The sequence below is a fragment of the Kitasatospora cathayae genome (assembly GCF_027627435.1).
In the GTDB taxonomy this organism is placed as follows: Bacteria; Actinomycetota; Actinomycetes; order Streptomycetales; family Streptomycetaceae; genus Kitasatospora; species Kitasatospora cathayae.
In genome coordinates, this window is sequence record NZ_CP115450.1 from 3,878,815 (window position 1) to 3,898,695 (window position 19,881).

Here is a 19,881-nt window from a genome sequence, read left to right on the forward strand (position 1 = left end):
CGCCTACAGCTTCATCAGGTTGCTGTCGTCGACCGAAGCGGAGTGCCTGGTCCGGAAGATGGAGACGATGATGGCGAGGCCCACCACGACCTCGGCCGCCGCGACCACCATCGTGAAGAAGGCGATGATCTGGCCGTCCAGTGTCCCGTGCAGCCGGGAGAACGTCACCAGCGCCAGGTTCGAGGCGTTCAGCATCAGCTCGACGCACATGAACAGCACGATCGCGTTGCGCCGGATCAGCACCCCGGACGCCCCGATGGTGAACAACAGGGCCGACAGGTACAGGTAGTTGACCGGGTTCACTGCGCGTCCTCCTCGCCGGTCTCGTGATTGGGCACCGGTTCCAGGGACTTGCGCGGACCGGCCACCGCGGGCCGCTCCGAGGACGGACGGCCCAGCCAGTCCGCCGTGCTGTTCTCCAGCTCCGCCATCCGCCGCAGCATCGCCTGACTGACGTCCCGCACCTGACCGCGCTCGCGCAGCGTCGCCATCACCGAGTCCTCGGCGACCGTGCCGTCCGGCAGCAGCGCCGGGACGTCCACCGCGTTGTGCCGCGCGTACACGCCCGGCGCCGGCAGCGGCGGCACCTGGATGTTGTCCCTGACCCGCTGCGCCGCCAGCTCGCGCTGGGTCTTCGGCGCCTTCACGTGCTCGCGGTGGGTCAGCACCATCGCGCCGATCGCCGCCGTGATCAGCAGCGCGCCGGTGACCTCGAAGGCCCACACGTACCGGGTGAAGATCAGCCGGGCCAGGCCCGGCACGTTGCCCTCGGCGTTGGCCTCGGCCAGCCCGGTGAAGTGGTTCAGCTTCGCGTTCGCGATCCCGGCGATCAGCAGCACGCCGAAGCCCAGCCCGCACAGCACCGCCGCGAACCGCTGGCCCTTCAGCTGCTCCTTCAGAGAGTCCTCGCTGGTCACGCCGACCAGCATCACCACGAACAGGAACAGCATCATGATCGCGCCGGTGTAGACCACGATCTGCACCACGCCCAGGAACACCGCGCCCTGGGCCATGTAACAGACCGCCAGCGCCAGCATGGTGGCCGCCAGGCACAGCGCGCTGTGCACGGCCTTGCGCATCACCAGCATGCCCAGCGCGCCGCCGACCGCGACCACCGCGAGCACCCAGAACTGGACGGCCTCACCCGTGGAGGTCGTCCCGCTCGCCGCCGCCAGATGTGCGATCACGGCCGCGCCTCCTTCTCCCGGTCGGTGCGCTCCTGCCGGACCGTCCCCGGCGCCGCCGCGGTGACCTCTCCCCGGTAGTACGCGCCCTCGTCGGCGCCCGGGAAGATCGCGTGCGGGGTGTCGACCATGCCCTCGGACAGGCCCACGAGCAGCTGCTCCTTGGTGAAGATCAGGTCCTTGCGGGAGGAGTCGGCCAGCTCGTACTCGTTGGTCATGGTCAGCGCCCGGGTCGGGCAGGCCTCGATGCACAGCCCGCACAGGATGCAGCGGGCGTAGTTGATCTGGTAGACCGCGCCGTAGCGCTCGCCGGGCGAGTAGCGCTCCTCGTCCCGGTTGTCCGCGCCCTCCACGTAGATCGCGTCGGCCGGGCAGGCCCACGCGCACAACTCGCAGCCGACGCACTTCTCCAGGCCGTCCGGATGCCGGTTCAGCTGGTGGCGGCCGTGGAAACGCGGAGCGGTGGGCTTCTTCTGCTCCGGGTACTGCTCGGTGAGCCGCTTCTTGAACATGGCCTTGAAGGTCACGCCGAAGCCGGCGGCCGGGCCGAGGACCGACGGCCGGTCGGCCCGCTCGGGCCGGCCCGTCTGGTCGGACGACATCGCGGATCAGCTCCCTTCGGAATGGTCGGCCCCGTTGAGGGCGTCCTGGAGTTGCTTCGGGGCGCGGCTGGGCCGGCGCGGCACCGGCGGAAGCACCTGACCGGGCATCGGCGGCACCGGGTAGCCGCCCGCCATCGGATCGAACTCACCCGCCTGGTCGGGCCCGTTCTCAGCCGTCGCGGCCTCCTCGGGCTGCTTGCGCAGGAAGTCCCGCACCAGCGCCAGCAGCAGCACCGCGCCGACCGGCGCGCCGACGTACAGCACCACCTCGCCGAAGCCGTACCCCTCGTTGCGCAGCGCCCGCACGCTCGCGATCAGCACCAGCCACACCAGCGAGACCGGGATCAGCACCTTCCAGCCCAGCTTCATGAACTGGTCGTAGCGGAACCGGGGCAGCGTGCCGCGCAGCCAGATGAAGAAGAACAGCAGCAGCTGGATCTTCAGCGTGATCCACAGCATCGGCCACCAGCCGTGGTTGGCGCCCGCCCAGAAGGTCGACACCGGCCACGGAGCGCGCCAGCCGCCCAGGAACAGGGTCGAGGCCACCGCCGAGACCGTCACCATGTTGACGTACTCGGCCAGCATGAACATCGCGAACTTCAGCGAGGAGTACTCGGTGTTGAACCCGCCGACCAGCTCGCCCTCGGCCTCCGGCAGGTCGAACGGCGCCCGGTTGGTCTCGCCCACCATCGCGATGATGTAGACGATGAACGACACCGGCAGCAGCGCCGCGAACCAGGTCGGCTGCTGGTGCGCCACGATCTCCGAGGTCGACATCGAACCCGAGTAGATGAACACCGCCGCGAAGGACAGGCCCATCGCGATCTCGTAGCTGATCATCTGCGCCGAGGAGCGCAGCCCGCCCAGCAGCGGGTACGTCGAACCGGAGGACCAACCCGCCAGCACGATCCCGTAGATGCCCACCGAGGCCGTCGCCAGCACGTACAGCAGTGCCACCGGGAAGTCGGTCAGCTGCAGCGGCGTCCGGGTGCCGAAGATCGACACCTCGTCGCCGGCCGGACCGAACGGGATCACCGCGAAGGCCATGAACGCCGGGATGGCGCAGACGATCGGGGCCAGGACGTAGACCACCTTGTCCGAGCCCTTGACCACCAGGTCTTCCTTCAGCGCCAGCTTCACCCCGTCCGCCAGCGACTGCAGCAGGCCCCACGGCCCGTGCCGGTTCGGCCCGATGCGCAACTGCATCCAGGCCACCACCTTGCGCTCCCAGACGATCGCGACCAGCACCGTCAGCACCAGGAACGCGAAGCAGAACACCGCCTTCAGCAGCACCAGCCACCACGGGTCCTGGCCGAAGAAGTGGAGCGTCTCGTACGGCTGCGGAGTCGTCATCGGACCTCCCCTTCCCGGGCCTCGGCCCCGTCGCCTTCGCTTCGGACCCCCTCGACGCCCGCTGCGCCCCTGGCGTCCTCGGCGCCCTTGACGGCGACCGGCGTGAGCTCGGCCGCGGCGATCGTCACCAGGTGGCCGACGGTGGTGCCGAGCGCGCGATGGGCGCCGCCCGGCGTGGAGTTGAGCGGGATCCAGACCGTGCGGTCGGGGACGGACTCGGTGACCTCCAGCGGCAGGACCAGCGACCCGGCCGGGCCGGTCAGCCGCAGCGCCCCGGCCGCCTCGGCGCCGACCTCCTTCGCGGTGGCCGCCGAGACCCGGGCCACCGCCCGGTGCCGGGTGCCCGCCAGGTGCGGATCGCCCTGCTGCAGCGAGCCCTCGTCCAGCAGCAGGCGCCAACCCGCCAGCACCGCCTGGCCCGTGGCCGGCCGCGGCAGCACACCCGGGTGCGCCGCCGGAGCGGCCGCCCGGTCACCCCGCCACGGCTCGAAGCGGTCCAGCTCCAGCCGGGCCGCCCGCACATCCGCCAGGCCCAGCCGGTGCCCCAGCGCGTCCGCCAGCATCGCCAGCACCCGCAGGTCCGACTGGAGGTGACGGCCCATCTGCTGGTCCGGCTTGAGCGCGGCCTCGAACATCCGCACCCGGCCCTCCCAGTCCAGGAAGGTGCCCGCCTTCTCCGCCACCGCCGCCACCGGCAGCACCACGTCGGCCCGCTCGGTCACCGCCGACGGACGCAGCTCCAGCGACACCACGAACGCCGCCGCCAAGGCCTCCCCGGCCAGCGCCGGATCCGGCAGGTCGTCCGGATCCACCCCGCCGACCAGCAGCGCGTCCAGATCGCCCTGCACCGCCGCGGTCAGGATCTGGCCGGTGTCCCGGCCCGGACGCGACGGCAGCTCCGCCACCCCCCACACCGCGGCCGCCTCCGCCCGCGCCGCCGCCGCGGCCACCGGACGGCCACCCGGCAACAGGCCCGGCAGCGCACCCGCCTCCACCGCCCCGCGCTCGCCCGCCCGGCGCGGCACCCAGGCCAGCTCGGCCCCGGTCGCGTGCGCAAGCCGCAGCACCGCCGTCAGCGCACCCGGCACCGCCGCCAGCCGCTCGCCCGCCAGGATCACCGCGCCCGGCCGGCGCAGCAGCTCGGCCGCCCGCCCGGCGTCGTCGTTCAACGGCTCGTCCGCGGCCAGCGCCGCGAACCACTCCGGCTCGGTGCCCGGAGCCGTCGGCAGCAGCGCACCGCGCAGCTTCGCCAGCCCCCGGGAGGCGAAGGCCGCCACCGAGAACACCTTCAGCCCCTTCGCGCGGCTCGCCTTCCGCAGCCGCAGGAAGACGATCGGCGACTCCTCCTCCGGCTCGAAGCCGGCCAGCAGCACCGCCGGAGCCTGCTCCAGCCGCTCGTAGCTCAGGCCGCCGCCGTCCACGTCCACCCCGCGCCCGGCCACCGCCGCGGCCAGGAAGTCCGCCTCCTCACCGCTGTGCGGGCGGGCCCGGAAGTCCACGTCGTTGGTGCCCAGCACCACCCGGGCGAACTTCGCGTACGCGTACGCGTCCTCCACCGTCACCCGGCCGCCGGTCAGCACGCCGGTACGGACCCCGCGCAGCCCCTGCGCCGCCCGGGCCAGCGCCTCCGGCCAGGACACCGGCACCAGCTCGCCGTCCTCCCGCACCAGCGGCGTCGTCAGCCGGTCCCGCAACTGGGCGTAGCGGAAGGCGAACCGGCCCTTGTCGCAGTTCCACTCCTCGTTCACCGCCGGGTCCTCGCCCGCCAGCCGGCGCAGCACCTTGCCCCGCCGGTGGTCGGTGCGCTGGGCGCAGCCCGCCGCACAGTGCTCGCACACGCTCGGCGAGGAGGTCAGGTCGAAGGGGCGCGAGCGGAAACGATAAGCCGCCGAGGTCAGCGCACCCACCGGGCAGATCTGGATGGTGTTCCCGGAGAAGTACGACTCGAAGTCGTCCCCCTCCCCGGTGCCGACCTGCTGCAGCGCCCCGCGCTCCACCAGGTCGATGAACGGGTCCCCGGCGATCTGCTGCGAGAACCGGGTGCAGCGCGCGCACAGCACGCAGCGCTCCCGGTCCAGCAGCACCTGGCTGCTGATCGGCACCGGCTTCTCGTAGGTGCGCTTCATGCCCTCGAAGCGGGAGTCCGCGTCACCGGTGGACATCGCCTGGTTCTGCAGCGGGCACTCGCCGCCCTTGTCGCAGACCGGGCAGTCCAGCGGGTGGTTGATCAGCAGCAGCTCCATCACGCCGCGCTGCGCCTTCTCGGCCACCGGCGAGCTCAGCTGGGTGCGCACCACCATGCCCTCGGCGACCGGGACGGTGCAGGAGGCCACCGGCTTGCGCTGGCCCTCGATCTCCACGATGCACTGCCGACAGGCGCCGGCCGGGTCCAGCAGCGGGTGGTCGCAGAAGCGCGGGATCTGGGTGCCGATGGTCTCGGCGGCCCGGATCACCAAGGTGCCCTCGGGGACCTTCACTTCGACGCCGTCGATGGTGAGCGTGACCAGTTCGACCGTGGCTCCGTCGTTCGTGGAGGCGGTCGGCTCGGTGATCGTCACGCGTGCACCTCCCTTTCGGTGGCGGACTGGTGGCCGGGGCGGGGGCCGTCGGCCCAGACGGTGGAGGCGGCCGGGTCGAACGGGCAGCGGCGCTCGGCCAGGTGCTGCTCGTACTCGGCACGGAAGTACTTGAGCGAGGAGACGATCGGGCTGGCCGCGCCGTCGCCCAGCGCGCAGAAGGACTTGCCGTTGATGTTGTCGGCGATGTCGAGGAGCTTCTCCAGATCCCCCTCGACGCCCTCGCCCGCCTCGATCCGCCGCAGCAGCTGGACCAGCCAGTAGGTGCCCTCCCGGCAGGGGGTGCACTTGCCGCAGGACTCGTGGGCGTAGAACTCGGTCCAGCGGGTGACCGCCCGCACCACGCAGGTGGTCTCGTCGAAGACCTGCAGCGCCTTGGTGCCGAGCATCGAGCCGGCCGCGCCGACGCCCTCGTAGTCCAGCGGGACGTCGAGGTGCTCGTCGGTGAACATCGGGGTGGAGGAGCCGCCCGGGGTCCAGAACTTCAGCCGGTGCCCGGCCCGGACGCCGCCGCTGAGGTCCAGCAGCTGGCGCAGGGTGATGCCCAGCGGCGCCTCGTACTGGCCCGGGTTGGTGACGTGGCCGGAGAGCGAGTAGAGCGTGAAACCGGGGGACTTCTCGGTGCCCAGGCCCTTGAACCACTCCTTGCCGCGGGCCAGGATCGCCGGCACCGAGGCGATCGACTCGACGTTGTTGACCACCGTCGGGCAGGCGTACAGGCCGGCCACCGCCGGGAACGGCGGCCGCAGCCTCGGCTGGCCGCGACGGCCCTCAAGCGAGTCCAGCAGCGCCGTCTCCTCGCCGCAGATGTACGCGCCGGCGCCGGCGTGCACGGTGATGTCGAGGTTCACGCCGGAGCCGAGGACGTCGCGGCCCAGCAGCCCGGCCCGGTACGCCTCGGCGACGGCCGCGTGCAGGCGGCGCAGCACCGGGACGACCTCGCCGCGCAGGTAGATGAAGGCGTGGTCGCAGCGGATCGCGTAGGAGGCGATGATCATGCCCTCGATCAGCGCGTGCGGGTTGGCGAACAGCAGCGGGATGTCCTTGCAGGTGCCCGGCTCGGACTCGTCCGCGTTGACCACCAGGTAGTGCGGCTTGCCGTCGTTCTGCGGGATGAACTGCCACTTCATCCCGGTGGGGAAGCCTGCGCCGCCGCGGCCGCGCAGGCCGGAGTCCTTGACCAGGGCGATCACGTCGTCCGGGGGCATGGCGAGGGCCGCCTTGAGGCCCTCGTAGCCGTGGTGGCGGCGGTAGGTGGCGAGGGTCCAGGGGCGGCTGTCGTCCCAGGGGTCAGACAGGACGGGGGTGAGCAGCTTCTCGGCCGGCTCGGCGGAGGTCATCACGCTTCGGTCCCTTCCTGGCCGTCGGCCTTGGCCTCCTGGCCCGGCTCCTCGGGGCGGGGCTCCTCGTGGCGGGGGGCGACGACCTTGGTGCCGCCGGTGCCGGGCAGGGCCTCGCCGCGGGCCAGCCGCAGGCCGGCCAGTGAGGCGGCACCGCCGGCGCCGGACTCGTCGTTGGCGCCCGGGCGCTCGTCGGGGAAGCCGGCCAGGATCCGGGCGGTCTCCTTGAAACCGCACAGCCGGGCGCCGCGGGTGGGCCGCACCTCGCGGCCGGCCCGCAGGTCGTCGACCAGCTGCCGGGCGCTCTCCGGGGTCTGGTCGTCGAAGAACTCCCAGTTGACCATCACCACCGGCGCGTAGTCACAGGCGGCGTTGCACTCGATGTGCTCGATCGAGATCTGGCCGTCCTCGGTGGTGGCGTTGTTGCCGATCCCCAGGTGCTGCTGGAGCTCGGCGAAGATCTGGTCGCCGCCGAGCACCGCGCACAGGGTGTTGGTGCAGACCCCGACGTGGTACTTCCCGGCGGGGCGCCGCCGGTACATCGTGTAGAAGGTGGCGACGGCGGTGACCTCGGCGGTGGTGAGGTCCAACTGCTCGGCGCAGAACCGGATCCCGGTCGGGCTGACGAAGCCCTCCTCGGCCTGCACCAGGTGCAGCAGCGGCAGCAGCGCCGAACGGGCCTGCGGGTAGCGGCCGATCAGCTCGGCGGCGTCGGCGGCCAGCCGGGCGCGCACCTCCTCGGGGTAGGGCGGGGCCGGCAGCGCCGGCAGTCCGAGTTCGACGTTGGTCACCGGTCCACGCCTCCCATCACCGGGTCGATCCCGGCCACCGCGACGATCACGTCGGCCACCTGGCCGCCCTCGCACATCGCCGCCATCGTCTGCAGATTGGTGAACGACGGATCCCGGAAGTGGACCCGGTACGGGCGCGTCCCGCCGTCGCTGACCACGTGCACGCCCAGCTCGCCCTTGGGCGACTCGACCGCCGCGTACGCCTGGCCGACCGGGACCCGGAAGCCCTCGGTGACCAGCTTGAAGTGGTGGATCAGGGCCTCCATCGAGGTGCCCATGATCTTGCGGATGTGGTCGAGCGAGTTGCCCATGCCGTCCGGCCCGACGGCCAGTTGGGCGGGCCAGGCGATCTTCTTGTCGGCCACCATGACCGGGCCCGGGCGCAGCCGGTCCAGGCACTGCTCGACGATCCGCAGCGACTGCTTCATCTCCTCCAGGCGGATCAGGAAGCGGCCGTAGGAGTCGGCACTGTCCGCGGTGGCGACCTCGAAGTCGTAGTCCTGGTAGCCGCAGTACGGGTCGGTCTTGCGCAGGTCGTGCGGCAGGCCGGTGGCGCGCAGGATCGGGCCGGTCGCGCCGAGGGCCAGGCAGCCGGGCAGGTCCAGGAAGCCGACGTCGACCAGGCGGGCCTTGAACACCGGGTTGCCGGTGGCCAGTTTGTCGTACTCGTGCATCCGGGAGCGGAAGGTGCGGACCGCCTCGCGGATCTGGTCCACCGCGCCCGGGGGCAGGTCCTGGGAAAGGCCGCCGGGGCGCACGTACGCGTGGTTCATGCGCAGGCCGGTGACCAGCTCGAAGACGTCCAGGATCAGCTCGCGGTCCCGGAAGCCGTAGATCATCAGGGTGGTGGAGCCGATCTCCATGCCGCCGGTGGCCAGGCAGACCAGGTGCGAGGCGATCCGGTTGAGCTCCATCATCATCACCCGGATGACGCTGGCCCGGTCCGGGACGTCGTCGGTGATGCCGAGCAGCTTCTCGACCGCCAGGCAGTAGGCGGTCTCGTTGAACAGCGGGGTCAGGTAGTCCATCCGGGTCACGAAGGTGGTGCCCTGGACCCAGCTGCGGAACTCCATGTTCTTCTCGATGCCGGTGTGGAGGTAGCCGATGCCGCAGCGGGCCTCCTTCACCGTCTCGCCGTCGATCTCCAGGATCAGCCGCAGCACGCCGTGGGTGGACGGGTGCTGGGGGCCCATGTTGACGATGATGCGTTCGTCGTCGGCCCGGCCGACCGCCTCGACCACTTCGCCCCAGTCGCCGCCGGTGACGGTGAAGACCCGGCCCTCGGTGGTCTCGCGGGCGTCTGCTTCCTCGTAGTGCTGAGTACTCATCAGCTGTACGACCTCCGCTGGTCGGGTGCCGGGATCTGGGCGCCCTTGTACTCGACGGGGATGCCGCCGAGCGGGTAGTCCTTGCGCTGCGGGTGGCCCAGCCAGTCGTCCGGCATCATGATCCGGGTGAGCGCCGGGTGGCCCTCGAAGACCAGGCCGAAGAAGTCGTAGGCCTCGCGCTCGTGCCAGTCGTTGGTCGGGTAGACGCTGACCACCGAGGGGATGCGCGGGTCGGCGTCCGGCGCGGTGACCTCCAGCCGGATCAGCCGGCCGTGGGTGATCGAGCGCAGGTGGTAGACCGCGTGCAGCTCGCGGCCCTTGTCACCGGGGTAGTGCACGCCGCTGACCCCCAGGCACAGTTCGAAGCGCAGCGCCGGGTCGTCGCGCAGGATGCGCACGGCCTTCAGGAGGTGGGCACGGTCGAGGTGGAAGGTCAGCTCGCCGCGGTCGACCACGGTCTTCTCGATCACCTCGGCCGGGTCCAGGCCCTGCTCCTCCAGGGCGCCCTCGAACTCGTCGGCGACCTCGTCGAACCAGCCGCCGTACGGGCGTTCGCTCGGACCGGGCAGCACGATCGGGGCGGCCAGGCCGCCGAAGCCGGAGGTGTCGCCGGTGCCCCGGGTGCCGAACATGCCCTGGCGGCGGCCGACCACCTCGACCGGGATCTCGCGCACCGGCTGCTCGCGGCGGGTCTCGGGTGCATGCTCGTTCATCGCAGCTGCCCCCGCATCTCGCTGACCGGGGTGGCCTTGAGGGCCAGGGCCTCGCCGAGCTCCTCGGCGCGGCGCCGGTTCACGCCCAGCGGCTCGTGCTGGATCTTGTCGTGCAGCTTCAGGATGGCGTCCATCAGCATCTCCGGGCGGGGCGGGCAACCGGGCAGGTAGATGTCCACCGGGACGATGTGGTCGACGCCCTGGACGATCGCGTAGTTGTTGAACATCCCGCCGGAGGAGGCGCAGACGCCCATCGAGATGACCCACTTCGGGTTGGCCATCTGGTCGTACACCTGGCGCAGCACCGGGGCCATCTTCTGGCTCACCCGGCCCGCCACGATCATCAGATCCGCCTGCCGGGGGGAGCCCCGGAAGACCTCCATGCCGAACCGGGCCAGGTCGTAGCGGCCGGCGCCGGTGGTCATCATCTCGATCGCGCAGCAGGCCAGACCGAAGGTGGCCGGGAAGAGTGACGCCTTGCGCACCCAGCCGGCGGCCGTCTCCACGGTCGTGAGCAGAAAGCCGCTCGGCAGCTTCTCCTCGATTCCCATCAGATCCCTCTCAATGCCCTCAAGTCATCTGGAACGTCGGCAGGTTCCGGCTTGTCCGCCCGTTCACAAGCGGTCGCGCGCCGGGTCGACGGGTGGGGCGGACCACCCCGTGCTCAGTCCCACTCCAGGCGTGCTCAGTCCCACTCCAGGCCGCCGCGTCGCCAGACGTAGGCGTAGGCGACGAAGACGGTGGCGATGAACAGGAGCATCTCGACCAACCCGAAGATCCCCAGGGCGTCGAAGGTCACCGCCCAGGGGTAGAGGAAGACGATCTCGATGTCGAAGACGATGAAGAGCATCGCCGTCAGGTAGTACTTGATCGGGAACCGACCGCCGCCCACGGGCTGCGGGGTCGGCTCGATGCCGCACTCGTACGCCTCCAACTTGGCCCGGTTGTAGCGCTTGGGGCCGGTGAGTGAGGCCATCACGACGGAACCGACCGCGAACGCCGCCGCGATGGCACCGAGTACGAGGATCGGCGCGTAGGCATTCATAGCCCCCGCTCCCTCCGTCCAGTCGTCCTTGACTGCAGATCGGAACCGGCAGGTCACGCTGAGGTGAACCCGCGCTCCAGTTCCCGAGATCCACCTCATGTGAGGCAGTTCACAAAGCCTGGAACGAGCGCATCCTATGCCCGGTGGCTTGTGATCTGCGACACGCAGTTCAACGTCATCTTTGTGATCTACGACACCATGTGAATGGTGGCGAATGTGAACATGCCCAGAGTTGTCAGCGCAAAGGAGTCAAATGGTCACAAGTAGTCGCATTTGTCTTTGGAGCAGCTGGTCAGGGGCTGGTTCCTATATCAACTATGCATCGTGGATGGCAAATTTCTGGGCGGCGGGTTGACGTGTTATGGGGGCTCACTCGGAGGGGTGGTGGGGGGATGAACGCTTGCTTGACCCTTCGTTCACAAGCGTGCGAAGTTGTCGTGGGGGTTTCCCTCCCCCTCCCCCTCCCCCTCCCCCCACCCGCCCTCCCCCCACCCGCCCGCCGCCCGCCGCCCGCCGCCCGCCGCCCGCCGCCCGCCGCCCGCGCCAGGGTTGCCCACCTGCTGCCGGTGTCACCCTGCGCTGGGCCGGCCGGTCCCAGCGCGGAGCTGCGGCGCGCTCGCAGCTCCGGCAGCCTATGGGCGCCTGGGGGCCCGCCCTCGCCCTCCTCCTCCGCCGCCTCCACCTCCGCCACCACCGCTTACGCGGCTCTGCCTCCCGTTGCGGGCAGGCCCAACTTCTCGGTGCGGCCATCAAATCCCCGGGCCCGCCTCCGCCTCCGCCCTTTCCTCCCTTTCGTTCTCGGGCTCACCCTTGCGCGGGCCGCCTCCACTGATCCGCTCCCGCCCTGTGGGCCAGGCATCGGCTACCGGTTGCCGACCGCCTGTTCCCACACCCAGGCCGCGACGCCCACCCGGTTACGGGCGCCGAGCTTGCGCTGGATGTTGGCGAGGTGGTTCTTCACGGTTCCCGGTGAGATGAAGAGCCCGGCACCGATCTCGGCGTTGGTCGCTCCGTCGGCCACCAGCTCAGCGATCTCCCTTTCTCTCTCGGTCAGTTCCTCCACCGGGCCCGCTATCAACGGGCCCGGCACGCCTGTCGCGGCCGACCCGGACGCCGGGTTGGATCCCGGCAACGCCATGTGCTGCAGCAGCCGGACCGTGATCTGTGGACTGATCAACGCGTCCCCGGCCATCGCCGCCCGGATCGCCTCGATCAGCAGTACCGGCCCCGAACGCTTCAGCAGGAAGCCCGCCGCACCGTGCCGCAAGGCCGTGTGCACGTACTCGTCCAGGTCGAAGGTGGTCACCACGATCACCTTGCACTGGTCGGCCAGCTGCCGCGTGACCTCCAGGCCGTCGAGCTTCGGCATCCGGATGTCTGCGAGCACCACGTCCGGCCGCAGCCTTTTCGCTTCCTGAACCGCTGCGGCGCCGTCCGCCGACTCGGCCACCACCGTCATGTCCGGCTGGACGTCCAGGATCATCCGGAACGCGCTGCGGACATCGGCCTGGTCGTCGGCGATCAGGATCCGAATCGGCCTTGCGTTGCTGCTCATCTGCTCTTCTCCCCTGCGTCCGCACTGGTCCTCATCGGGGTCTCCGGCCGCTCCGGTTCCTCCCGCTCCGCCAACGGCAGCCTCGCTGTCACCCGCCAGGCCTCCTGCTCGTGCGCACCTGCCTCGAACGTGCCACCCAGAGCCTCCACACGCGCCGCCAGCCCTGGCAATCCGCTGCCGCCGCCGCGGCGGGGGCGGCCGATCAGACCCGGCGCCCGGCCGTCGTTCGTCACGGTCAGCTCCAGCCACTCACCGGCGCAGCGGGCCCGGATGTCGATCCGGCGGGCGCCCCGGGCGTGCCGGCGAACGTTGGTCAGCGCCTCGACGACGATTCGGTGGACCGTCCTGCCGACCTCTCGCGGAACCGACTGGTCCGGCAGCTCCAGCTGGACGTCGGCGCCGCCTGCAGCGGTGAACTGCTCGGCCACCTCAGCCAGTTCGGGGAGACCCGGCTGTGGGCTGCGACCGCCGGCCTCCTCGCTGCGAAGCAGTTGCACGGTCCGGTCCAGCGAGGCCAGCGCCCGCTGCCCTGCCTGCTCTATCCGCTCGAACATCTCGGCCGCCCGTGCCGGGTCGATGGCGGCCAGGTACGCCCCCGCCTGGGCCTGGGCGACCATGCCGCTGACGTCGTGCGCCACGAAGTCGTGGAGGTCGTGGGCCAGTTCGATCCGCTGCGCTCGTCTGGCCTCGACCACCGCCCTGTTGCGCCCCTCGTCCAGGCCTCGGAGGTAGAGCCCGACCAGAACGGCCGGCACTGAGAGCATCGAGCCGAACCCGAAGACCGTCAGTATGTCCCCGGGCCCGTCGACGATCGCGAAGCGGGACAGCCAGAGCGCGACCGCTCCGCACGCCGTCCAGACCGCCGCCGCGCACCGCGGGCCGTCCTCCGTACGCAGGCTGATGACCACCGACAGCGCCAGGACGCCCACTTCGACCAGGCCCAGCAGCCCGGCCCAGCGGTTGCCCTCAGCCCAGCGGCCGAGGAGCCAGACGGCGACCGTCACCACGAGCGACGCGGCCCCGAGCACCAGGGTCACGGCCGCCGCCCCGTGCCGCCGACGCGCCGCCCAGGCCGGCAGCGCCAGGACCAGGACGGCCCCGGACAGGATCTGAGTCATCGCCACCACCTCTCCTCGACTCTTCGGATGCCGTCACATTACGACGCCGCGCAGACGGAAGGCCTGTGCCGATCGGCATATTTCACAGGCCGGTTGAGCAGGAGGAACAGCCCGATCGGCATCTGCCAGCATCGTCTCGGGGGCGCCAGTCTTGAGTCATCGGATCGGCCACCGGGGCCGCCCGGGATAGGAGTTCAACACCATGTCCAAGCTCATGATCAAGGCCGGGATCACGTACCGCCCGACCCCCACCGCTCCTGCCGGCGCCGTCCCGCCGGCGCCGCGCTGGGCCGAACTGGCCGCCAAGACCGCCGCCTTGAGCACCGTCCCCTCCGGAGTGTGGCGGATCGTCTTCGGCTTCGGCGTCCCGGTCGGCTTCACCGGCGCGACGGCTGCGGCCTACAACGCGCACCAGCCGGGTTGGGGAACGGTCTACTGCGTGGTGTTGAGCATCCTGACCGAGGCGCTGGCCTTCCTGACTGTGGGTCTGGTCCGGCCCTGGGGGCTGGTGGTGCCCCGGTGGATCCCACTGATCGGCGGCCACCGGGTCCAGCCGCTCGCCGCGATCGTCCCGGCCGTGCTGGGCTCGGTGATACTCACCGTCCTCGGCATGGAGGGTCTGTTCGGCCGCTGGGCCCACAACCTGGCCCAGCCGGATTCGCCGCGCGGCTTCAGCGCCCTGGTGATGACCCTCGCCTACCTGCCCCTGGTCGCCTGGGGGCCGCTGCTCGGCGTGGTCACCGTCGACTATGCCCGTCGGACGCTGTGGCACCGCCGGTGACGAAGGCGACGGGTCACACCGGGGCCGCCTCCGGGCTCGATCCCACCACGTCGAGCTCACTCTCACGCTCCTCATCGCCCTCGGCCGGGCGTGGTGTGGGGGCGGTCCGCCGGCCCCACTCGGTCGCGACCAGCACCAGGGCTCCGCCGAGCAGGGCGAGCGGGCCCATCCGGTTGCCGGCGACGGTGATACCGAAGACGGCGGCCCACAGGGGTTCGGTACCGAGCAACAGGCTCACCCGGGACGGCGAGGTCGCCCGGACGGCCCACATCTGAACGAAGAAGGCGAAGAGCGTGCAGAACAAGGACAGGTGCAGCAGCCAGGCCCACTGGCCGGCTCCGTACGAAAGCGCGACGGTCCACGGCGCGGGCCCGCCGGCGAGTGCGACGACCGCGAACACTGCGGTGGCGACGGCGAGCTGGACCCAGGTGACGGCGAGCATGTCGGTGTCGCGTACGGCCCGGGTGCGGGCCATCGCGAGGACGTACCCGGAGCGGACGAGGGCGGCGCCCAGCACCAGTAGGTCACCGAGCGTCGGAGGGCGCAGTCCGCCGTCGCCGGTGAGGAGGGCGACGCCGAGGACGGCCAGACCGGCCGCCGCAAGGAAGGCCCGTGGTGGCGCGGTCCTGCTGAGGGCGCTCTCGCCGAGCAGGGTGAGGACCATGGCGAGGCTGATGATCAGCCCGGCGTTGGTTGCGGAGGTGTGCACGGCGCCGTAGGTCTCCAGCAGGAAGATCCCGCTGAGGACCAGGCCCAGTGCGGCGCCGCCGAGCCACTCGGCGCGACTCAGCTTCCGCAGGGCCCGCCAGGCGGTGAGCCCGAGCAACGGCAGCACCACCCCGAAGCGCAACACGAGCATCGCCACGACCGTCCCGGGCTCGGCCACCTGTTGGACGGCGAGGAAGCTCGACCCCCAGACCACTGCCACGAGCAGGACCGGCAGATCACGAAGAACCGATGATGACGAGGACAGGGAGGCACGCATGAGGAGGATCCCTCCGAGCGAACGGAACCGGCGGGTGCGAGGACCGTACGGCGTCGGACGGACCCGGGAGCTGGGCGTGTGGCTCAGCGGCGGACGGGGTGAGGGATGGAGCAAGGGGGCGCCATCTTCGCGCACCGGGCCGCCGGTGATCAATGCCCCTGCCGGGTGCTGCCGGCGGGTCAGGAGGCGAGCACGCCGTTCGTCTCGGCGATGGCCTCGATGTCGGCTGGGGTGCCGGACATGATCGCGCGGACGTGCTCGGTGACGAGCTCGACCGGCCAGTCCCACCAGGCGGCGCGGAGCAGGCGTTCGATGTCGGCGTCGTCGAAGCGGCGCCGGATCGGGCGGGCGGGATTGCCGCCGACGATCGTGTAGGGCTCGACGTCGGCGGTCACCACCGCACCGGCCGCGATGATCGCTCCGTCGCCGATCCTGACACCGGGCAGGACGGTGGCACCGAATCCGAACCAGACGTCGTTGCCGACCACGGTGTCACCCCGGCTGGGGAGGCCTGTGACGATGTCGAGGGTCTGCTCGGTCCAGCTGCCGCCGAACATCGTGAAGGGGAAGGTGGACACGCCGATGGTCGGGTGGGCGGCCCCGGCCATCAGGAAGCGGGTTCCGGTGGCGATCGCACAGTACTTGCCGATCACCAGCCGTTCGGGGCCGTACGCGTAGAGGACGTTGCGCTCCTCGAAGCGGGTGGCTCCGTCAGGGTCGTCGAAGTAGGTGTATTCGCCGACCTCGATCCTCGGGTCGGTGACCAGCGGGCGCAGCAGGACCACTCGGTCGTGGCCGGCGAGCGGGTGGAGGGCGGTCGGGTCGGGGATGGCGATGGCGGTCACATGAGCTCCTCTCGTAATGCGACTCCAGTCGCATTACGATGATCATGGCACGATCGCCACGCCACAGCAAGTCTTAATGCGACTGGAGTCGACTTTGAGCGAGCCCACCCACCCCGATCAGCAGCCCCGCACACCGACCCCGCGCCCCGGCGGCCGAAGCGCCCGGGTCCGTACGAACGTGGTCGCCGCCACGCTCGCCGAGGTCACGGAGAAGGGCTACGACGGACTCACCGCCGAGGCGGTCGCGGCCCGGTCCGGCGTCCACAAGGCGACCCTCTACCGCCGGTGGGGCGGGATCGACGGCCTGGTCGCGGACGCCTTGACCGCCTCGGCCGACCAGCCCTGGCCGCTGCCCGACACCGGAGACCTCCAGGAGGACCTCCGCCGCATCACCCAGGAGGTGTTCGACGTCTTCACCGACCCCGAGCGGAGCCCCACGCCCATCGCGCTGATCTCCGCCGCCCAGCGCTCCGACGTCGGCGCGGCAGCTCTCCGCGACTTCTTCGCGGCCCGCCACCACCAGGCCGCCGAGGTCGCCGAACGGGCAGTCGCTCGCGGCGAGTTGCCCGTCGGAACGGACGGCGCCGAGGTGGTCAGCGCCGCCACCGCCCCGCTCTACTACCGACTGTTCGTCACCGGTGAACCGCTGGACGCCCGCACCGCCGAGCGGGCCGCCGACGCCGCCACCCTGGCCGCCCGCGCCGGGCTGTTCATGACCACCTCGACCACCCCGACCGACCCGGAGCCCGGCACCACACCGGCCACCCCCACCCCGTAGGGCCCGGCGCCCACCGCGCCCTCACCCACAACCCATCCGTCAGGCCGCCCCATCCCGATCCCGCCCACCGATCAACCACGCCTCGAAGAGGAACTGACCATCCATCACCACCCCTTCAGCCAAAGCAGCCCCCGCCGTCCCGCCCCCTACCGGAGACCCACCCGGCCGTGGATGATTCCTCCATGACAAGCACGCCGTCCACCACCCCCCGGAAGGCCCGTCACGTGAAGCGCAAGCACTGGGCGCTGGTCGCCGCCGCCACCGCCCTCCCGCTCGCGGCGAGCACCGGCACGGCCGTCGCGGCCCCCTCCGGCGCTGCCCCGGCCCAGAGCGCGGCCTGCACCTACACACCCGCCGTCCCGGCCGACAACTTCAAGGGCATCCCGGTCTTCGACGCCGAGAAGGCCGCCCGCCCCTACCGCGCGACCCTGCGAACCAACCAGGGCCCGATCACCTTCGAGGCACTCACCGACAAGGCGCCCTGCACCACCTTCTCGTTCCGCTTCCTGGCCGAGCACGACTACTTCGACCGCAGCCACTGCCACCGCCTCACGACCCAGCGGATCTACGTCCTGCAGTGCGGCGACCCGACCGGAACGGGCAGCGGCGGTCCGGGCTACTCCTTCCCGGACGAGAACCTGACCGGCGCCACCTACCCGGCCGGCACCGTGGCGATGGCCAACGCCGGTCCGAACACCAACGGCAGCCAGTTCTTCATCGTCTGGAAGGACACCAAGCTCTCCCCCGCCTACACCCCGTTCGGCCGGGTCACGGCCGGCCTGGACGTCCTGCAGAAGATCGCCGCCGCCGGCGAGGACGACCAGAACGGCCCCGGCGACGGCTACCCCAACGTCCCCGTGAACATCCGCCACGTGAAGATCAGCAAGCACTGACCAGCCGGCCGAACGTCCCGGCCGACCGAACACCAACCGGTAGTCAGTCAACCGTCCCGGTCGGCCGAACCACAACCGCCGGGCGGGCCGGCCGAACCACAACCACCGGGCGGGCCGGCCGGCCGGGCGGACCCGGCTGGCCCAGCCCCCGTGGCCGCTCCCGTACGGTGGCAGCACCAACGACACCGCAGGGAGCAGCACCGCATGGACAGCCGGATCTGGGAGAGCGTCGACCACCTGGTCGCATGGCTGGACGAGCACAGCACGCAGTCACCGCAGGAAGAACGTCTGCTGCGGCTCCTCAAACTCTCCGAGGAGGTCGGCGAGGTCGGCGCGGCGGTGATCGGCGCCACCGGTCAGAACCCGCGCAAGGGCGTCACCCACTCCTGGGAGGACGTCCAGCACGAGCTCTGCGACGTCGTCTTCAGCGCCCTCGTCGCCCTGCGGACGCTCACCCCCGACGCGGCGCGGGTGTTCGCCGAACGCCTGGCCTACGTCGAACAGCGCTCCGCCGCCTCCCGGCACCCGGTCGACGGGCCCGAGGAGACGGCGGAGGCCGAAGCCTGAGGTCACGCCTCAGGACACGCCTCAGGACAAACCTGAGGACAGGCCTGAAGACGAACCCGCGGACAGGCGTGGGGCAAACGCCCAAACCAGGCGTCAGGCGTTGGGCGCGACCTTCGCCAGCCCGTTGATCACGCGGTCCATCGCGTCGCCGCCCTTCGGGTCGGTGAGGTTGGCGAGCAGCTTCAGGGTGAAGCGCATCAGCAGCGGCCGGGGCAGGCCGTGCTGGGCGGCGAGCTGCATCACCTTGGGGTTGCCGATGAGCTTCACGAAGGCGCGGCCGAGCGTGTAGTAGCCGCCGTACACCTCCTTGAGGATGCGCGGGTAGGCCTGCAGGGCGCGCTCGCGGCCGCCGTCGGTGAGGCGGGCGTGGGCCTGCACGATGACGCCGGCGGCGATCTGGCCGGATTCCATCGCGTAGGCGATGCCCTCGCCGTTGAACGGGTTGACCATGCCGCCGGCGTCGCCGACGAGCAGCAGGCCGCGGGTGTAGTGCGGCTGCCGGTTGAAGGCCATCGGCAGCGCGGCGCCGCGGATCGGCTCGGTCATGTTCTCGGGGGTGTAGCCCCACTCCTCGGGCATGCCGGCGCACCAGGCCTTGAGCACCTCGCGCCAGTCGAGTTCGCCGAAGGCGGGCGAGGAGTTGAGGATGCCGAGGCCGACGTTGGAGGTGCCGTCACCCATGCCGAAGACCCAGCCGTAGCCGGGCAGCAGCTTGCGCTGGCCGCCGCGGGTGTCCCACAGCTCCAGCCAGGACTCCAGGTAGTCGTCGTCGTGGCGCGGCGAGTTGAAGTAGGTGCGGTAGGCGACGCCCATCGGGCGGTCCTCGCGGCGGTGCAGGCCCATGGCGAGCGAGAGCCGGGTGGAGTTGCCGTCGGCGGCGACCACCAGCGGGGCCCGGAAGGTGACCGGCCGCTTCTCGTCGCCGAGCTTGGCGGTGACGCCGACGATGCGGCCGGTGCGGTCGTCCAGGACCGGCCCGCTGACGTTGCAGCGCTCGTAGAGCCGGGCGCCGGCCTTCTCGGCCTGACGGGCCAGCAGCTCGTCGAAGTCGGCGCGCTTGCGGACCAGGCCGTAGTCCGGGAAGGAGGCCAGCTCCGGCCAGTCCAGCTCGAGCCGGACGCCGCCGCCGATGATGCGCAGGCCCTTGTTGTGCAGCCAGCCGTTCTCGGTGGAGACGTCGATGCCCATGTCCACCAGCTGCTTGGTGGCGCGCGGGGTCAGGCCGTCGCCGCAGACCTTCTCGCGCGGGAAGGCGGTCTTCTCCAGCAGCAGGACGTCCAGCCCGGCCTGGGCGAGGTAGTACGCGGTCGTGGAGCCGGCCGGCCCCGCGCCGACCACGATGACGTCGGCGGTGCTCTCGACCGTGCTGTCCGGCTTCGTCAGATCGGCTGCGGTCTCGGACACGTGGACACACTCCTGGAGCTGCG

At 71.2% G+C, this 19,881-nt stretch carries 20 protein-coding genes; 4 read left to right on the top strand and 16 right to left on the bottom strand.

Features of this window, described 5'->3' with window-relative positions; translation table 11 throughout:
* Window positions 1-3: 3 nt before the first annotated feature.
* The 13 genes from nuoK to O1G21_RS17125 form a co-directional block, all read right to left on the bottom strand.
* Entirely contained in the window at window positions 4-303 is a 300-nt protein-coding gene (gene nuoK, locus O1G21_RS17065; protein ID WP_188309222.1) for an NADH-quinone oxidoreductase subunit NuoK, read from the bottom strand.
* Complete coding sequence (locus O1G21_RS17070) at window positions 300-1,184, bottom strand: NADH-quinone oxidoreductase subunit J (protein ID WP_270151054.1); 885 nt, start codon at window positions 1,182-1,184, stop codon at window positions 300-302. Before O1G21_RS17070 ends, nuoK begins: the two co-directional genes overlap by 4 nt.
* Entirely contained in the window at window positions 1,184-1,786 is a 603-nt protein-coding gene (nuoI, locus tag O1G21_RS17075; RefSeq protein WP_270144771.1) for an NADH-quinone oxidoreductase subunit NuoI, read from the bottom strand. The genes O1G21_RS17070 and nuoI overlap by 1 nt, the downstream gene beginning before the upstream one ends.
* 6 nt (window positions 1,787-1,792) lie before the next feature.
* Entirely contained in the window at window positions 1,793-3,139 is a 1,347-nt protein-coding gene (gene nuoH / locus O1G21_RS17080; RefSeq protein ID WP_270144773.1) for an NADH-quinone oxidoreductase subunit NuoH, read from the bottom strand.
* Window positions 3,136-5,697, bottom strand: a complete 2,562-nt coding sequence (locus tag O1G21_RS17085) for an NADH-quinone oxidoreductase subunit G (protein ID WP_270144775.1) — start codon at window positions 5,695-5,697, stop codon at window positions 3,136-3,138. The genes nuoH and O1G21_RS17085 overlap by 4 nt, the downstream gene beginning before the upstream one ends.
* Window positions 5,694-7,055, bottom strand: a complete 1,362-nt coding sequence (gene nuoF / locus O1G21_RS17090; RefSeq protein ID WP_270144777.1) for an NADH-quinone oxidoreductase subunit NuoF — start codon at window positions 7,053-7,055, stop codon at window positions 5,694-5,696. Before nuoF ends, O1G21_RS17085 begins: the two co-directional genes overlap by 4 nt.
* On the bottom strand, window positions 7,055-7,846 hold the full coding sequence (gene nuoE, locus O1G21_RS17095; protein WP_270144779.1) for an NADH-quinone oxidoreductase subunit NuoE: 792 nt from the start codon (window positions 7,844-7,846) through the stop codon (window positions 7,055-7,057). The genes nuoF and nuoE overlap by 1 nt, the downstream gene beginning before the upstream one ends.
* A complete protein-coding gene (locus O1G21_RS17100) occupies window positions 7,843-9,174 on the bottom strand; it encodes an NADH-quinone oxidoreductase subunit D (RefSeq protein ID WP_270144781.1) in 1,332 nt (443 codons plus the stop codon). Before O1G21_RS17100 ends, nuoE begins: the two co-directional genes overlap by 4 nt.
* Complete coding sequence (locus O1G21_RS17105; protein WP_270144782.1) at window positions 9,174-9,887, bottom strand: NADH-quinone oxidoreductase subunit C; 714 nt, start codon at window positions 9,885-9,887, stop codon at window positions 9,174-9,176. Before O1G21_RS17105 ends, O1G21_RS17100 begins: the two co-directional genes overlap by 1 nt.
* Window positions 9,884-10,438 carry a NuoB/complex I 20 kDa subunit family protein gene (locus O1G21_RS17110; RefSeq protein ID WP_030286559.1) on the bottom strand — a complete coding sequence of 185 codons (555 nt, stop codon included), beginning with the start codon at window positions 10,436-10,438 and terminating at the stop codon, window positions 9,884-9,886. Before O1G21_RS17110 ends, O1G21_RS17105 begins: the two co-directional genes overlap by 4 nt.
* A 134-nt stretch (window positions 10,439-10,572) precedes the next feature.
* On the bottom strand, window positions 10,573-10,932 hold the full coding sequence (locus O1G21_RS17115; RefSeq protein WP_030060100.1) for an NADH-quinone oxidoreductase subunit A: 360 nt from the start codon (window positions 10,930-10,932) through the stop codon (window positions 10,573-10,575).
* An 862-nt stretch (window positions 10,933-11,794) separates the two neighbouring features.
* Window positions 11,795-12,487, bottom strand: coding sequence for a response regulator (locus O1G21_RS17120; RefSeq protein ID WP_270144787.1), 693 nt, complete (start codon window positions 12,485-12,487; stop codon window positions 11,795-11,797).
* Window positions 12,484-13,605: a sensor histidine kinase gene (locus tag O1G21_RS17125; RefSeq protein ID WP_270144789.1), complete on the bottom strand. Its 1,122-nt coding sequence runs from the start codon at window positions 13,603-13,605 to the stop codon at window positions 12,484-12,486. The genes O1G21_RS17120 and O1G21_RS17125 overlap by 4 nt, the downstream gene beginning before the upstream one ends.
* A 202-nt stretch (window positions 13,606-13,807) precedes the next feature.
* On the opposite strand from O1G21_RS17125, the gene O1G21_RS17130 reads away from it, so the two are divergent.
* Window positions 13,808-14,386 (top strand): hypothetical protein, encoded by a 579-nt coding sequence (locus tag O1G21_RS17130; protein WP_270144791.1) that lies wholly within the window; start codon window positions 13,808-13,810, stop codon window positions 14,384-14,386.
* 13 nt (window positions 14,387-14,399) lie between these two features.
* On the opposite strand, the gene O1G21_RS17135 is transcribed toward O1G21_RS17130, so the two are convergent.
* Window positions 14,400-15,371 (bottom strand): DMT family transporter, encoded by a 972-nt coding sequence (locus tag O1G21_RS17135; protein WP_270144793.1) that lies wholly within the window; start codon window positions 15,369-15,371, stop codon window positions 14,400-14,402.
* Window positions 15,372-15,550: 179 nt separating this feature from the next.
* Window positions 15,551-16,207, bottom strand: a complete 657-nt coding sequence (locus O1G21_RS17140) for a CatB-related O-acetyltransferase (protein WP_270151055.1) — start codon at window positions 16,205-16,207, stop codon at window positions 15,551-15,553.
* A gap of 103 nt (window positions 16,208-16,310) precedes the next feature.
* Between O1G21_RS17140 and O1G21_RS17145 the strand changes: the two genes are divergently transcribed.
* The 3 genes from O1G21_RS17145 to O1G21_RS17155 all read left to right on the top strand — a co-directional run bounded on the left by O1G21_RS17145 (window position 16,311) and on the right by O1G21_RS17155 (window position 18,454).
* The gene (locus O1G21_RS17145; protein WP_270144796.1) at window positions 16,311-16,994 is read left to right on the top strand and encodes a TetR/AcrR family transcriptional regulator; all 684 of its coding nucleotides are present in this window, start codon (window positions 16,311-16,313) and stop codon (window positions 16,992-16,994) included.
* A gap of 182 nt (window positions 16,995-17,176) precedes the next feature.
* Window positions 17,177-17,887: a peptidylprolyl isomerase gene (locus tag O1G21_RS17150; RefSeq protein ID WP_270144797.1), complete on the top strand. Its 711-nt coding sequence runs from the start codon at window positions 17,177-17,179 to the stop codon at window positions 17,885-17,887.
* A gap of 204 nt (window positions 17,888-18,091) precedes the next feature.
* On the top strand, window positions 18,092-18,454 hold the full coding sequence (locus tag O1G21_RS17155; RefSeq protein ID WP_270144798.1) for a MazG-like family protein: 363 nt from the start codon (window positions 18,092-18,094) through the stop codon (window positions 18,452-18,454).
* A gap of 93 nt (window positions 18,455-18,547) precedes the next feature.
* Here the strand turns inward: O1G21_RS17155 and O1G21_RS17160 are convergent, their stop codons facing one another.
* Window positions 18,548-19,837, bottom strand: a complete 1,290-nt coding sequence (locus O1G21_RS17160) for a geranylgeranyl reductase family protein (protein WP_270151057.1) — start codon at window positions 19,835-19,837, stop codon at window positions 18,548-18,550.
* Window positions 19,838-19,881 lie beyond the last annotated feature (44 nt).